At 40.6% G+C, this 15263-nt stretch carries 13 protein-coding genes; 2 read left to right on the forward strand and 11 right to left on the reverse strand.

Translation table 11 applies throughout. The annotated features are described in order from the left end of the window. Positions 1 to 4 precede the first annotated feature (4 nt). The 10 genes from IE339_RS15210 to IE339_RS15255 form a co-directional block, all read right to left on the reverse strand. Entirely contained in the window at positions 5 to 544 is a 540-nt protein-coding gene (locus IE339_RS15210; RefSeq protein ID WP_242168837.1) for a GNAT family N-acetyltransferase, read from the reverse strand. Between the two features lie 133 nt (positions 545 to 677). Continuing rightward, on the reverse strand, positions 678 to 2828 hold the full coding sequence (locus IE339_RS15215) for a YhgE/Pip domain-containing protein (protein WP_242168840.1): 2151 nt from the start codon (positions 2826 to 2828) through the stop codon (positions 678 to 680). Positions 2829 to 2919: 91 nt separating this feature from the next. Further along, complete coding sequence (locus tag IE339_RS15220; RefSeq protein ID WP_242168842.1) at positions 2920 to 4695, reverse strand: IucA/IucC family protein; 1776 nt, start codon at positions 4693 to 4695, stop codon at positions 2920 to 2922. Then, positions 4676 to 5845, reverse strand: a complete 1170-nt coding sequence (locus IE339_RS15225) for an MFS transporter (protein ID WP_242168844.1) — start codon at positions 5843 to 5845, stop codon at positions 4676 to 4678. The genes IE339_RS15220 and IE339_RS15225 overlap by 20 nt, the downstream gene beginning before the upstream one ends. Continuing rightward, complete coding sequence (locus IE339_RS15230) at positions 5836 to 7146, reverse strand: lysine N(6)-hydroxylase/L-ornithine N(5)-oxygenase family protein (RefSeq protein ID WP_242168846.1); 1311 nt, start codon at positions 7144 to 7146, stop codon at positions 5836 to 5838. Before IE339_RS15230 ends, IE339_RS15225 begins: the two co-directional genes overlap by 10 nt. Next, a complete protein-coding gene (locus IE339_RS15235; protein ID WP_242168848.1) occupies positions 7125 to 7715 on the reverse strand; it encodes a GNAT family N-acetyltransferase in 591 nt (196 codons plus the stop codon). The genes IE339_RS15230 and IE339_RS15235 overlap by 22 nt, the downstream gene beginning before the upstream one ends. Beyond that, positions 7699 to 9480 (reverse strand): IucA/IucC family protein, encoded by a 1782-nt coding sequence (locus IE339_RS15240; protein ID WP_242168850.1) that lies wholly within the window; start codon positions 9478 to 9480, stop codon positions 7699 to 7701. The genes IE339_RS15235 and IE339_RS15240 overlap by 17 nt, the downstream gene beginning before the upstream one ends. Next, positions 9458 to 10963: a pyridoxal phosphate-dependent decarboxylase family protein gene (locus tag IE339_RS15245; protein ID WP_242168852.1), complete on the reverse strand. Its 1506-nt coding sequence runs from the start codon at positions 10961 to 10963 to the stop codon at positions 9458 to 9460. The genes IE339_RS15240 and IE339_RS15245 overlap by 23 nt, the downstream gene beginning before the upstream one ends. A 3-nt stretch (positions 10964 to 10966) precedes the next feature. Further along, on the reverse strand, positions 10967 to 12328 hold the full coding sequence (locus IE339_RS15250; RefSeq protein WP_242168854.1) for an aspartate aminotransferase family protein: 1362 nt from the start codon (positions 12326 to 12328) through the stop codon (positions 10967 to 10969). 454 nt (positions 12329 to 12782) lie between these two features. Next, entirely contained in the window at positions 12783 to 12983 is a 201-nt protein-coding gene (locus tag IE339_RS15255; RefSeq protein ID WP_242168856.1) for a cold-shock protein, read from the reverse strand. A gap of 539 nt (positions 12984 to 13522) precedes the next feature. Here IE339_RS15255 and IE339_RS15260 point away from each other — a divergent pair. Continuing rightward, positions 13523 to 13990 carry a VOC family protein gene (locus tag IE339_RS15260; RefSeq protein ID WP_242168858.1) on the forward strand — a complete coding sequence of 156 codons (468 nt, stop codon included), beginning with the start codon at positions 13523 to 13525 and terminating at the stop codon, positions 13988 to 13990. A gap of 75 nt (positions 13991 to 14065) precedes the next feature. Next, a complete protein-coding gene (gene lepB, locus IE339_RS15265; protein WP_242168860.1) occupies positions 14066 to 14608 on the forward strand; it encodes a signal peptidase I in 543 nt (180 codons plus the stop codon). A 260-nt stretch (positions 14609 to 14868) separates the two neighbouring features. Here lepB and IE339_RS15270 read toward each other — a convergent pair whose 3' ends face one another. Then, the gene (locus IE339_RS15270) at positions 14869 to 15216 is read right to left on the reverse strand and encodes a hypothetical protein (protein WP_242168862.1); all 348 of its coding nucleotides are present in this window, start codon (positions 15214 to 15216) and stop codon (positions 14869 to 14871) included. Positions 15217 to 15263: the final 47 nt, after the last annotated feature.

The raw sequence follows: 15263 nt of genomic DNA on the forward strand, positions 1-15263 counted from the left end.
TGCTTCATGATTTCTTCCACTCACTTCGTAACATGGCATGCATGATGACGTCATGAGCCACTCCGGATTGAACCATATATTCTCGCAGAACCCCTTCTTCTTGAAACCCCATTTTTTGAAGAAGCGTTCGTGAAGCGACGTTCTCAATAAACACAACAGCTCCAATTCGACTAAGCTGATGCGCTGAAAACAAATGATCAATGAGCGCCTCTACTGCTTCAGTTGCCAATCCCTTTCCCCAATGAGATGGTGCTAGCTCATAGCCAATTTCTGCGCGTTTGTGACGGGGGGCATAGTTATGGAAACCACACGTTCCAATCGTTTCTCCGCTTTCTTTCTCAACAATAGCAAGCCTCATTCCCTGCTTCTTCTCAACCATCGCGTTAAAATTCTCAATCATCGCTTTTGCTTCATGCAGCGATTGAAGCGGCTCCATTCCGTAATAGGCGAGCACGTGCTTATCCGAAAAGTAATCGTACAGTACCGGTGCATCTTCCTCTACTAGTTCTCTTAGTACTAATCGCTCTGTTTCAATTGTCGGCATCCTTCGTTCCCCCTCTTTCTTTTTACCATTTTAATCCAAAAAATATTAAAAAGAAAGAAGTATATTACACATTCTTAATAGGTGAATGCTTTTCAAACGAAAGTCCTATTACTCGTAATTTCTGCATAAACCATTAGTGAATTAGTTTGCTTTCTTTTGCTTTTTCTGTTAGTCGCTTGCTCGATTTACTTAGCGGCTTCTTCAAAAAGACGCCGAACAAAATCGCTCCCACTAGCACACACACGAGAATCAAAATATCCCTCTTGGCAATTCCCCATAAAATTCCCCCTACCGCCTCTCGCATTATACTAATCGAATACGTAAACGGAAGAAACGGATGAATGTTTTGAAAAAATTGTGGTGCGACTTGAATCGGGAACGTCCCACCTGCTCCTGATAGTTGAAGAACGAGTAGCACAATAGATAATGCTTTTCCTGCATTGCCGAATATTGATACGAGCGTGTAGATAATCGTCATAAATACAAGACTGTTAAACAATCCAAATAACACAAACCAGCCTTTGTCTACGACATGCGTATGAAGAATAAATAAGTCACCTAGCGTCACGATGAGGGATTGACATAATGCAATGGTAACGAATGTAAACAAACGCCCAAAGTATTCATGATGGCTTTTCAGCATGTTCTCCGAATCCTCAACGTCTGTTCGCAGTAATGATACGAGCAATAATCCACCTACCCAAAGAGATAGCGTCGAAAAGAAAGGAGACATTGCAGACCCATAGTTCGGAATTGGGTAGAGTTTGTATTCCTTTAGTAAAACAGGATTAGCAAAGAAGTCGCTCTCCTGCTTTACATCGTTTCGCAATAGATCAATGATTTGTTGTATGTCTGCCTGCTGCTGAAATGAACGGATACGTTTGGCGATATTATGCACTTTTTGCTCCATACCTGGTAGGTCTTTTTGCAGCTTTGATAGCTCTTCTTCTCCTAAATTAACGCCTTCTGCGGCTTTAGAGAGAACCCCCTTTACTTCAGGCATGCTTTTATTTGCCTCTGTTAAAAGTCCATTCGCCGTCGTCGCGGTATTCTTCGCTTTTGTAACCGCGTCGTTTACTGCCGGAACAATCTCACTGTCGTAACGGTCTACGATGGATGACAGTTCATCATTGATTCGTTTGGATGAGTCGTTTAGCTGATTAATCAGTGATTCCGCTGGCTTTTGCCCACTTTCAACGGCTGTTTTCAGCTTCTCAATCAATGCTTTTTGTTCGTTTAACCGCGTCTGCACACCTTTTAACCGTTCAATCGTTTGAGAAAGCGGGGAATTAGATGCAAGGCTATTCAGCTTTTCAAATAGAGAAAGTAGTCGATCAATGACGCCTGTACTAATGGTAATTCGCTCAATCGCTTGATCAGCCCGAGCCTTGGCCCCTTCTAAATCTGGATTTTCGTCTAACAATCCGGTTGTGACATTTTGAACAGCATTTGCCGTTTGCTGAAGAACGATTAAATCTTGTTTTATGTTGGGGGCGATCGCATCTAGCGTCTCATCGCTCTTGTTTAGAAAATTAACTAGTCCACCAGACAGCTCTTGACCATCTTTTGCAAGCTTATCAATGGTTGGTAGCGCGCTCTCTACCTTTCCGACGAGATCATCTGCTTTTTGTGTGGTTGTCAGAGCTTCGTTGACAACTTGACGAATTTCCGGAAAGCGTTTATCTAACTCAAAGATACGTGCTTCTACATCCTTAATAGTCGGTAAGTCTTGCGCAAGCGTAATGCCAAGTTCGTTGAATACTTGAAAGATCGCACCGTTCGCTGTTTTAATAAAGTTTTGGCTAATTTCTTCTACTACGCTTGAAGCACCCTTTGACGTAATTTTCGGTGCAATCGCATTTATCTTTTCGTTGACGGTATACACAATCTCAGGCTTTTTTGGCTCATCTTCTAAAATGCTCGCAATGCGCGTAGAGAAATTTTTAGGGATGTGAATACTTGCATAATAATCGCCGTACTTAACGCCCTTTTTGGCCGCATTTTCCGTTACGAATGTCCATCCGAGCGCCTTGTTCTTTCGGAGCGATTTCACGACTTCATCCCCTACATTAACGGATTTCCCTCGTACAGTTGCTCCTGTGTCTTCGTTCACGACCGCAATTTTTAATCCCTTTGTATTTCCATACGGATCCCACGAAGCCTCAATGTTAAACCACGCGTACAAAGACGGAAGAATCATCAGCGCCAACACCACGATAATTGCCGCCCAGTTTGTTACGATCCGCTTTAAATCTCCTATGTATATAAAAAAGATGGAACGCACCTTCATCACCTGCTTTACTAGTCTTATGTTCAGTATTCTCAACTAAGCAGTGATCATGCAAAAAGACACGGAAAGTCCGTGTCTTTTGTGGTCAGCACTGTACCAATGTTTCATCGCTTAATGCATTTTGAACAACGCCGTACTCACTGGCATGAGGGCGATCGTGATCATCGTTATAGCCATAATCAACCATTCGATTTCGATTTAAACACAGCTTTGTAAACGTAGGACGAAGCATATCAAACAGTTTAAATCGCTCTTCGAGATGAGGAAAGCGGTTTTGATACGTTAGAATTTCCTGTCTTGCTTTCGCCCAGAAACTTTGTTCACTAAAACCTTCTTCAGCTAACATGCTTGCTAAATAGCAATAATGGCAAATAAAGAGGCCTGTTAAAATAAATTGCGTTAGCCCTTCTGGTGCCTCACTTCGCAATACGTGTTTGAGTTTTTGCGGCAGACGTTCTAGCTCAGGAAGGAGCTGATCACTCACATTTACATCATCCACAAAGTCTTTCATAATAATTCTTACTGGTTTATGATCTTTTAGGACGAGCACGGTATTTTGACCATGTGGCGAAAAAACGGTTCCGTATTGATATAAGAAATGAAGAAGCGGCGGCAGTACAGCATGGTGTAACGCGCCAATCCATTCCTCTGTTGTTAGACCTGAGCGCTCAATTAGACGCAAAACGAATGGTTCGTTATGTACGTCACGATGTAAAAGAGCGGCGAGGGTAATCGCCTTTTCTCCTTTTTCTAGCTGTGTATAAATACTTTCTCGAAATACGACGCCAAGCATTTCTAAGTATTGATAAGGGACGTTTCGTATATGTGTAAATGCAGGCTGATCAACGTTCAGCGTAGCCACTTCCCCAAGCAGCCCCACTCTACATTCTTCTCTAAGAAACGCATCCTGCTCCCAAATTCCTTTAATAAACTGGGTAACTTCTGGAGCGATTATCGTTCGCTCACTCGGAAGACCTCTGTAAACAAGCGTATTTAAAATACTCATTGGAACTTTGACATGATACTTCTCCTTATGACTCGTATTCACAAACGTACGGATGGACTGCTGCGGAAGGTAGTAGTCTTCTCCCTCTCCAAGCATGACAATTTGATCGTTCGCAACGGCTTCAATATAAAGCGGCACAATCATCGATTTCCACTGCCATTCGTGAACAGGCATCAAGTAATACTCAGCGCTGATCAGGCTCCGCTCTTTTAATAACTGCTGAAACTGTTCATACCGATTGATCCCAAGCTCTCCCTTCACCACTGTTTCATGATTCAAAGGTGGAACAGCATGAAAAGAGGCAATATCTTTATGAACCGCAATCCAGTGAAGCTTTACTTCGTTTTTTTGCTCAGGCGCGTATTTAATATAATCTTCGTAACTAAAGCCAATTCGCCCTTTATTGTAAGTAATCCAAGGATGACCCGTCATTTCCCCTTCTAGTTCTTCATAACTCATATGAAGTAATTCATCATTACTCTTTTGATTCGCTGCAAGATGCATATCAGCTGTGAGCGTATGTAAGTATTCCTTTATGAGGTGACCCGTTGTTGTTGGGTTCATGCCTAGAGATTGATGTACACTGCTTAGCAAAGTAATGGCGAGTGAATTATTGACCTTTTCGCCTGTGAGTTTAATCGTGCCCGGTAAAATGGTATACCGATCAAATAAACGCTTTTTTCCTTTGAACTGATACGTTCGCCCATTTTCATCATCCCAGAAAAAGGTATACACCTCTCCTTCCTTTTCTAGTTCCGTTGCTCGAATCATATCTTCATACATAAATTCTTGAAGCATCTTTTCGGTTAGACGCTGATTAACGTCATTCCACGCTTTATTTGTAAACATTTTCATGCTGTTTTCCTCCTTCTAATTGATTAAGTATTGGTAAGAACATCCCTATTGCCGTCATAACAAGAAGACAACCAGCTACTCCAAAGGGGGCACCTTCCCCTGCTAGCGCTACTAATTTCCCTGCACTAATAGGGCTAACGAGAAGCGTTATATTTTGTACCACTGTTAGCAGACTATAATAAAATGGTAAATGACTTTGATCTGCTAGCTTAAATATCCATATGTCGACGCCAATGAATCCAATGTAGAGACACACACCGTATATGAATCGGCAGACGAAAAACAGGAAGAGCGAAGCCGTCAATGATTGAATAATGAGGAGAACGCCCCCACACGCTGTGGCGATAATGAGCAAAACCCATGCGTGCCTTCTTAGCCAGTCTTTTGGTATGATAATTGTTAATAAAATTGCAACCATGCTTGGAATGGCGTACAAAATAGCCGTCCACTGTGTATCATTAGTTAGATTATGTTCCGTGTAAAAAGTGAAATACGGGCGAATAAAATGATGGCCGCCGTAAAAGAAAATCATGAGACATAAAAAAGTTAGGATGTTCTTTTTCGGCATAAACCTACGTACTGCTTTGTTCCTCGTAGTTTGCGGCTCTGCCATTCTAATAGTTAAAAACCAGATGAGGAGAACGAGATCAGCAAGGCCGAAGATACGATATATAAGCAAAGGATTGTGAAAGGAAATGATGCTGCCACCTGCTATACTCGCGAAAATTAGTGCCCCGTGAAAAATAAATAGATAGCTAGAACTCGCGACCGTTTTCTCTTGATCATGCTGTAAGCACGAAACAAGATAGGGATATAGCAAGTAGATGGCACTTTGAAAAAGTAAAAGAAGAAACGAGATTCCAGCAAACTCTTGGTACGTAGAAGCTCCTCCTAATCCCCATTTCAAAATAGCCGTCATCAAAAGCGCAGTGGCGATTATTCCTTTTAGATAGCGCTTCTTCAATAATGCTCCCCACACTGGCGTAATCAACATCACAATCAGCCTACATACTGCAATAAAGACGGCGGTCTTCTCAACTCCATCCACACCGAAATAGCCAGTAAAAAATTGTGGGTAGTAAGGAGACAAAAGCATCTCAGATAGTAGGCTTAAAAAGATCGCACTATAAACGAATCCCTTTATTTGCATAAAACAGGTAGATTCGTTCCGAATTTCTGAAACACCGTTTGATGATCCACACGATATACGTCTTTCCCTGCTAATTGATTAATGATGACCGCATTTCGGAATGCGCCTAATCCTAAATCAGGTGCTCCGACACCATGTGTATGAAGTTCACCATTTTGAACGAAAATGGCATGATCTCCGCTACCTTTTATACGATAATCCTCGGTGATTGCGAGCTGTCCGCCTGCAGTCCACTCTAAATCGAGGAGTAACCCATCTAGGCAAGCTGGCACATATGGATGATACCCTGTTGCAAAGATCACCACATCGCTTTCAGCTGTTACCGTATGTCCCTGTTCCTGCTGATGTAACGTAATGGCGACACCTTCTCTTGTTCTCTCAATCTCCTGAACTTCTGTTAATGCCTGCATATGAACGGGTGCTGTTGCCCCTCCTATCGTTCGTTCATACAATTTGTCATAAATGGCCGCAATCGTATCAAAGCTAATTCCTTTATAGAGTAAGGCTTGGTTCTTTAACGTTTTTGCCTTCTGTTGTTCAGGTAATTGATAAAAATAACGCGTATAGTCTGGTGAAAAATGCTCTAGCCCCAGCTTTGAATATTCCATTGGGTAAAATCCAGTTGACCGCGTATACCACGACAGCTCATAGGAATGGTTCTCTTGATCATCAAGTAAGTCATAAAAGATTTCGGCTGCACTTTGTCCTGATCCAATAACCGTAATACTCCTCGCCTTTTTCGTTTCCTCTCGCATCATTTTATAGCGAGAGGAATGATAAACCTTGTCATCTAAACATGAGCGAACAGCTTCTGGTACATAAGGTTTTGTTCCTGTTCCTACAATGAGTTGCTTGGCATAATAGGTTCGGCGCTGCTGCTTTTCCTTTACTTTTACTGCATAATAGGAACGTTTTTCATTGTCAATTTTGTCAATTTGCTCCACTTCTGTTTGGAAAACAAGGTTTCGTAGCTGTTTACTCACCCACTGGCAATAATGGTTATACTCTGCTCTAGGAATATGAAATGATTCTAGAAAATAAAAGGAATAGAGCCTATTGTGCTCGTGCAGATAGTTCAGAAAGCTATAGGGACTTTTAGGATCGACCATCGTGACGAGATCCGCCATGAATGGAACTTGTAATGTCGTTCCGTCAAGCATCATACCTGGATGCCAATCAAACTGTTCCTTACGCTCAAAAAAGAGTGCCTGAACGTCCGTTTTTTCTAATAAAGCCGCCATTCCTAAATTAAATGGACCAATTCCAATCCCAATGACGTCTAAACATTCATGCTGTTCCATTCGTTCCACCTTCTTTCAAACGTATCGCGCCTACAAAACATTAACAGCGCCTTTTTATCAGGAAGTTCTACCTCTTTTACAGGTTGAAATCCGCACTTTTCAAATACATGAATCATTTTCTCGTTGCGAATATCTGGTTCCGCAATGATTTTTTCTGTTTCAACTACCCTAAACTGTTGTTTCAGCATGGTGAAGAGAAGCGGATAAATGTGTCCTCTCCCTAACGCATCAGGAGGACCAATCAGAAGATGAACACCTTGATCATAAGGATGAGCTTCATAAACATTCTCCACCACGTCTCCTTTTACCCAGTACGATTCAAAATAGCTTATTTCATTTGAATCGACGCTACCAATCCAAAGCTGTTGGTGCGAATCACTTAGCATACGTTGCAAGTGCTGTTCATACGATTCAAGCGGTACATTTAAATGCCAAAAGGGATAAACATGCGCTTCGTTCATCCAGCGATGTAGCGTTTGTGCATCATCGTGGAACGCTACAGATCGAAAGGAAACAAACGCATCACCAATCGTTCGAAAAAAGCTAGTTGTCTCAAGATGTTGTTGCATGCTTACGCTCACCTTCTCCAATTGGATTATTCGTTTTCACATAGACAGATTGCGTCGCCATATCTCCGACAAGTTCATCCATGTCATGCACACGTGTTAATAAGTTTGCTTTGCAAGCTAGAGAAGACGAAGTTAGAATCGTTTTCATTAATTCGGTATGATCTTCCCACAGCATAAGTGTTTGACAATCTTGCTTTAAAATCGTCAACAGTTCTTCCTCTCCGCACAACCCCTGTGTACCAAAAGCATTAATAAGCCCATATAAGTGATTAAAGAAAACGTAGTAAATAAAACGCTCTTTCGCCACATCATCCTGACAAATCGTGTCACTATGCTTATTAAGAGAAGGTAGTAGCCCTTGAAGAGACTCTGCTTTTGACTCCATAAAGTAATAGCCTTGATTATCACGGTAATAAACGAAACGCGGATATCCTTGATCATTCAGCTTTACTACGCTGTTTTGCTGATGAGCTTCTAGAGCAATTCCATATTTCGTGTACAGCCAAACGAGCGGATAGAGGAAATGCTGCAGGTAAGCAACAAACCACTTTTTACTCGCTTTTTGGACAGAAATGCATTCTTGGGAAGCGATATGCTCGATGATTTTTGTAAGCGTCGCCTTTTTACCTTCGATATGATCCTGACATAAACCAGCGATTAGAAATACATCGTGTTCGTACCCGTTTCGAAATGGATTTTCTCGAATCATGACCTCAAATCCTGATTCACCGTTTCCAAGCGGGATGTTGATGTATGCCGGATCGTTAATAACCGAAAAACTTGGATACATACGCTTCAAGTCGTCGCCTAACTCGCTCTGTAGAAGCTGACTCACCTCTACGCCCCTTTCTAATTCTTTCCGCTTATTTACTCTCACCGAGTTCGTAATTTTTACGGGTATTGAAAACTTGTACATATACTTTGCATCTTCACGATAGACGGTGCGCACAGAAGACGTTGCAGCATAGCGCGTTCCAACTTCACCTAGATATGTAAGAACACCCGAATGGATGAGGTCTGTTACCTCCTTCTGCCCTAGTAAATGTCTTGCCTGTAGAGGATGCATAGGGATGAGCGCATAGTCATCTTCCTGGCAGTATGCTTCTTTAAATGATTCTGATACCTCTGGATCAAACCTCACCTCTTTTTTAATTAACTGAACAGCAGATTGTGAATAGGCTGATCGTTCTTCTATATACTGCTGATGGATATAAAAGTAGTGCAGGGCAAAACGACCTTGTAACTCAGGTGCAAACACCTCTTCTTCTTCTAGGCTAATTCCCTGTCGACTTTTAGGCGTTGGATGCATTTGATGGCCAATTAGAAGAGACTGCTCTGCCTCAATAAAGGTTTTGTTTCGCTTGTAGTAAATCTCCAGATGGCTAGAGCGCTTCGTTAAAAACGTATAAATATTTTGATAGCTTAATATGACACGTAAATATAGCTCATCCATCCCTCTGTCTTGCAACTCTTCTTTTAAGAGAGAGAGAAGTGTTAAATAATCAAGCGGATAAAAATGATTTTCGCACTGATAAAAGCAGGATGGTCCAAATAAGTGTCGGCCTGTCATAGAACGGTACGTGACAGGGAACATCAGAATAGTATTTGCTAATGTGACTTTATAAAGTAACGCCGTCTTAATATGCGACTGTTGTTCAATTGGCAATACTTCTCGATGGATAAATTGCCCCTTTCCTGTTTCACGTATATAACAATTAATAAGATTTTGAATAGTAACATGATTAGCTGCTCGCTGAATATTCAAGTTCTTTCATTCCTTTCTTTATTTCACTTCCTGCTCGTATGATGTGTTGAATATGAACTCTCATTTGTTCAATCGTAATAAGGGGATTTAGCATCGTCATTTTCAAATGCGTTTTTCCGTTATACTTCGTTTTTGCCAAAATTAGCTCTCCGCCGTGATAGAGTTGTTCCTGCAGCAGCTCATTAATAACGTCTCCTTGTTCCGCTGATAATTCATCAGCTTCGTAGCGGAATACGATGGCATTTAGTGTGGGTCGATTTACGAGCAATAGCTGAGCCTCCTTTTCGATTAAGTTCGCCGTTTTAACAGCAAGATTGATTGTATAATCGAGCATATCGCCAAACGCTTCTAAGCCCATCATTTTAAACGTCATGTAAAGCTTTAACGCGTCAAAACGCCGTGTCGTTTGAATACTTTTATCTACGAGATTGATCATACCGTTCTCCCGGTCTTCTTTTCGGTTCAAATAATCGGCGTGATATTGAATGGACTCAAACACGCGTTTATTTTGAACAAATAGAGCACCACAGCTAATCGTTTGGTAAAACTGCTTATGAAAATCAATCGTAATTGAATCAGCTCTTTCTAATCCTTCTAGCAAATGGGAATGTACGTGTGAGAAAAGCATTGCACCTCCATAGGCAGCATCTACGTGGAGCCATAACTCATGATCATCCGAAAATTCTGCGAGCTCTGAAATAGGGTCAATGGCGCCAAAGTCCGTCGTTCCTGCGGTGGCAACGAGCGCAAACGGAATCAATCCCTGTTCAATTAACTCCTCGTAGACCCGACCTAGCTCATACATATCTAGCTGATGTTCCGTATTCGTCTCAACCGGAACAACCGCTTTTGTTCCTAGTCCAAGCTGGGCGGCAGATTTCTGAACCGTAAAATGGGCATCTTTGGAGCAAATCATACGAAGTTTTGATGCTTCATAGGGTAGGCCTTCTGTTGACACATCGGTCGAAAAATACTTCTTACATGCCCAGTTTCTCGCAAGAAGGAGAGCCATATAGTTGGACTGTGTTCCACCGCTTGTAAAGGTTCCATCTCCGTTTTCTGTGTATCCAATTCGGCTCCTCAGAAATCCAATAATCCCTTCTTCTACATAGGTGGCAGACGGACTTTGATCCCATGAATCCATGGACTGATTAAAGGCGCTGATGAATACTTCGGCTGCTAAGCTTGGTAATATGGGTGGACAGTGCAAATGAGCCATTGCTCTTGGGTCTGATACATTCAGGGAATGCTTAAGCACCACTTCTTGCACTTCTTCCAACACACTATGCATGCTGATGGGATGTTCGGGAAACTCGACCATTCCGTTTATATATTGAAAAAGTTTCTCCGATTGAACGGTATGATAAGGACCATCGGCTTGAGAAATTGTTTCTTGAACAACCTCAACTGCTCTCTTCATGTATTCTTCATATGTTGATACATCATCCGCTCTAATGAACCAATTCTTAAACGTCGTGCCCATCTGTTATGCTCCTTCCCCCATCTCTTTTTCAGCGATATGAACCGCTGCACGGAATTTTACTAATACGGAATCAAGTTGTTCTTCCGTGATAATAAGCGGTGGCAAGAAACGAACGACAGAACCAAATCGTCCCCCAACTTCTAAAATAAGTCCTTGCTTCAAGCATTCCTGCTGAATACGCTTAGCCATTTCTGGATACGCAGGATAGCTGCCGATCCCATTTGGTGATTTGGTTTTATCCACAATTTCAATCCCAATCATTAAGCCCCGGCCTCTTACCTCACCAATTGTCTCGCTCTCTTCTTGAATAGCACGTAAACCGGTCATAGCATATTTCCCAAGGAATTCGGCCTTTTCAACAAGTCCGTGCTGCTTTATATATTGAAGCGTTGCCTTTCCTGTGGCCATCGCAAGCTGATTTCCACGGAACGTTCCAATGTGGGCTCCTGGTTCCCATTGATCCAGTTTTCGGTCATATACGACAACGGATAGAGGAAGACTCCCGCCAATAGCTTTTGAGAGAACTAAAACATCAGGCTCAATTTCTGCATGTTCAAATGCAAGCATTCTTCCTGTTCGACCTATTCCTGTTTGCACCTCATCAATGATGAGCGGAATCTCTCGCTCTTTCGTGATGCGTCTCATTTCTTTTAGCCATTCAATCGGCGCTGGAATTGAACCTCCCTCTCCTTGGACTACTTCTAAGATGATGGCAGCTGGCTTTACAATCCCGCTTTCAGGATCATCTAAAATATTTTCAATATACTGACTACTAATCTCATGACCTTTTTCTCCGATACCAAACGGACAACGGTAGGCATAAGGATACGGAAGAAAATGAGTATCTGCTAAAAGTCCGTGAATTCGTTGCTTCGGAGCTGTCGTTCCACTAATGCTAAGCGTTCCGTGCGTCGATCCGTGATAACCTCCGTGAAAGGATAAAATTGGTCGATTACCGGTTGCTGTTTTTACTAGCTTTAACGCTGCTTCAATTGCATCTCCACCTGTTGGACCACAAAACTGCACTTTTGCCCGCTTAGCAAATGATGGGGGTAAAATCGAAAACAACTCGTCAACGAACGCCTCTTTGAGCGGTGTGGTTAAGTCTAATGTATGTAACGGAATATTATGCTTTAATACATCTTGAATTGCCTCGTGAATGACCTCGTGATTGTGTCCAAGTGCCAGTGTACCTGCCCCTGCTAAACAATCAATATATGTACGGTCATCCATATCTTTTATGTAAATCCCTTTAGCCTCTTTAATCGCAATGGGAAGTCGGCGCGGATACGAACGTGCATTGGATTCTCGCTCCATTTGTTGATGCAATAATTGTTCATTCGTTTTTACTTCTTGTGTAATCATGTTTTATTCTCCTTTATCTTTATTTTGAAATTGATAATCATTATCATTTAACTATTTTCATTCTATTTGATAGTGATAATCATTGTCAATTAAATTGACGAAATATTTTTGAATTGCGTCTTCAGACCTATTGTTTCACATAAAAAAGATCCAGCATTTCGGCTAGATCTCCCCATAGTGTTTGTTCTATCCCTTCCTCCCCTTTATTTTTATAACACCACCATAAAAAAGCGCACCCAGTGATCACAAGGGTGCGCTTTATCTTTATATTTGACTTATTAATATTTTGTAATTTCACCGTGTTTTATTTCTTCTTGTTGCTTCTTTGAAAGGTCCTTCAACGACTTATAGACACGTAACGTATGTTTTTCTGTATCAATTACCGCATATGCCCCTGCCTTGTTCATCACGTGAGCAGACTAAAAAAGACCCCTTTACAGGAGTCTTTGTTTATTTATGCTTTTTGAACGTTAGCAGCTTGTGCTCCGCGTTGACCTTGCTCAACATCAAACGTCACTTTTTGACCTTCGTCTAATGATTTATAACCGTCACCTTGAATAGCACTGAAATGAACGAATACATCGTCTCCGCCTTCAACTTCGATAAAACCGAATCCTTTTTCTGCATTAAACCATTTTACTGTACCTTGTGTCATAACTATTTCCTCCCACCGTGGAATACTCCACATATGCATTACTAATCTTGTTCAAACATACTATTTCAAGATCAAAACTTCTAAATTCAGTTTTTTTCTTTTCCCAATATACCGAACAAAAATAAGTTATCTTTAACGTAACATATAGTGGGATTTATAGCAACAACAGTAAAAAAAATATAGCAATAAAGTCATTTAACTTCACTCTTGATTAGGAAGGAATTTGTACTTACTAATGTTTATATCGAGTTGCATTCATGTGGGGGGAAAACTTTTTATGAGAAACTCCATATTCTTTGAAGCATTTGCATTAAATTGTTCTTGTATACTAATTATGAATGCTATTGTTCCGTCGACTTATGGAGGTTCAATGCCTAGCAGGAAAGAAATGACTATGGTTTAAGATAGGTATGGGATTTCACCCAAACGTTTTTATTTCAAGATAGAATTGATGAATCCTAGTAAAATGATATAAAATGGAAATATATTCTTTTTTTGAGTAGAAGTTTAGAAATATGATAACGAGGTGGAACGAAAAAATGATAAAAGGTCTTTATGAGGCACATTTACCTGTAAGTAATCTTGAAAACTCCATAAAGTTTTATCAAAATTTAGATCTAGAAATTGCCTATCAAAGTAAGAGAGCCGCTTTCTTCTGGCTTGAGAAAGGGAAAAGTTGGCTCGGTTTGTGGGAAGCAAAACAAGTAGAGATTCCGTACCACCCTTCAATACGACATGTAGCTTTCCAAATCGATTTAGAAGATATGGTATCCGCAAAAGCTTGGTTGCATAACAAAGGAATACAGATTCGTACATCATTTGGCTTAAGCGAAGAACACCAACCATTAGTTCTTGATAATAATCCACAAGCTCACGCAGCTATTTATTTTAATGACCCAGATGGAAATTCTCTTGAATTAATAACTCCTTTAAGACTAGATTTTGAGCAGTCCTTCGGGGAGATCTCATTAGAGGAATGGTATAGACGAAATGCTGCTCTCAGCTAATTTAGTTCTACTATAGTAACTAATTATGGATTTGGACTTTCTACGAATAATTTAATTTTAAAGGAGTTATTATTAATGAAAACAAATAGGAAATCTGAAATATGGCAATGGGTGAAAAGTATCGGTATAGCTGTAATAGTTGCTTTTATTCTTAGAAACTATGTGTTTGCTCCCACTATCGTCAATGGAGTATCGATGGACCCCACTTTACATACTAACGAAAGATTAATTCTTTCGAAAATAGGTAAACCCAATAGATTTGACATCGTCGTTTTTCATGCCCCAGATGGCAGAGATTATATAAAAAGAGTGATAGGATTTCCAGGAGAAACGGTTGAAATCAAGAATGATGTCTTGTTCATAAACGGTGAGTCGTATAAAGAATCCTATCTGAAAGAAGGCAAAAAGTCATTTGCAATGAAATATGGGAAAGGACGTAGGTTTACAGAAGATTGCCCTAAAATTAAAGTGCCAAAGGGAGATTTATTCGTATTAGGTGATAACCGTCCCGTTAGCGAAGATAGTCGATCAATTGGACCGATCTCTCAAAGTAAGATAATAGGAAAAGCCACATTATCCATCTGGCCTTTAAAGGATGCTGGACTTGTAGGTGAATAAAAGGAGGAATTAAGTCAAAACGCTCTTTTCCACTAAACAAATCACTACGCTCGAAGATTCAAAGCGTTCTGAAGAGAAAATAGATTGCTACTTACAAGTGAAAATCTCTTTGAGTTAAACTGTATTAAGTAACGTTTTGCACCATAACCATTTCAAATCATTCTTTCAAAAAAAGGATGTTCGCATACGACTATACGAACATCCTCAAGTATTACTCTAAACCATCACCTGTACGTTAAACTTGTTCCAGCTTAACAATATCAGTTACTTCCTCCATACTTCTTTTCAATTGCCTCATCCCAGTGCATGAAAATCTTTTTTAATTCCTCTGTTTCAATGAGAGAATAGTATAGTTCTCCTTCCTCTGCAAACTTAAATACAACTTTTGTTACATCTTCTTTTACTTCCATCACACAAGCGTTTCCTGAGACTTCTTCATATGTTGATTGCTTAGATAGCACCTTATCGACTGCATCAAGCCAGGTTCCCGATCCATCTTCTTGAATATCGGATAATACCAGATCGACAACAAAACCAATTTCTTTTGGCACATCAATCATCAAATCACCTAGATCTTCATCCTCATAAATTTCAACTTTATATTTCATTCGTATCTCCCTCCACTTTACTAAGTTCGCACTTCTTCACCAACTTA

Source organism: Priestia koreensis (genome assembly GCF_022646885.1).
Taxonomy (GTDB): domain Bacteria; phylum Bacillota; class Bacilli; order Bacillales; family Bacillaceae_H; genus Bacillus_AG; species Bacillus_AG koreensis_A.

Bases quoted from the DNA above. Each gene is read 5' to 3' on its own strand.
- IE339_RS15260 (WP_242168858.1), top strand. From the start codon at position 13,523: ATGATAAAAGGTCTTTATGAGGCACATTTACCTGTAAGTAATCTTGAA.
- IE339_RS15255 (WP_242168856.1), bottom strand. From the start codon at position 12,983: ATGACACAAGGTACAGTAAAATGGTTTAATGCAGAAAAAGGATTCGGT.
- IE339_RS15250 (WP_242168854.1), bottom strand. From the start codon at position 12,328: ATGATTACACAAGAAGTAAAAACGAATGAACAATTATTGCATCAACAA.
- IE339_RS15210 (WP_242168837.1), bottom strand. From the start codon at position 544: ATGCCGACAATTGAAACAGAGCGATTAGTACTAAGAGAACTAGTAGAG.
- IE339_RS15270 (WP_242168862.1), bottom strand. From the start codon at position 15,216: ATGAAATATAAAGTTGAAATTTATGAGGATGAAGATCTAGGTGATTTG.
- IE339_RS15225 (WP_242168844.1), bottom strand. From the start codon at position 5,845: ATGCAAATAAAGGGATTCGTTTATAGTGCGATCTTTTTAAGCCTACTA.
- IE339_RS15230 (WP_242168846.1), bottom strand. From the start codon at position 7,146: ATGGAACAGCATGAATGTTTAGACGTCATTGGGATTGGAATTGGTCCA.
- IE339_RS15245 (WP_242168852.1), bottom strand. From the start codon at position 10,963: ATGGGCACGACGTTTAAGAATTGGTTCATTAGAGCGGATGATGTATCA.
- IE339_RS15235 (WP_242168848.1), bottom strand. From the start codon at position 7,715: ATGCAACAACATCTTGAGACAACTAGCTTTTTTCGAACGATTGGTGAT.
- IE339_RS15220 (WP_242168842.1), bottom strand. From the start codon at position 4,695: ATGAAAATGTTTACAAATAAAGCGTGGAATGACGTTAATCAGCGTCTA.
- lepB (WP_242168860.1), top strand. From the start codon at position 14,066: ATGAAAACAAATAGGAAATCTGAAATATGGCAATGGGTGAAAAGTATC.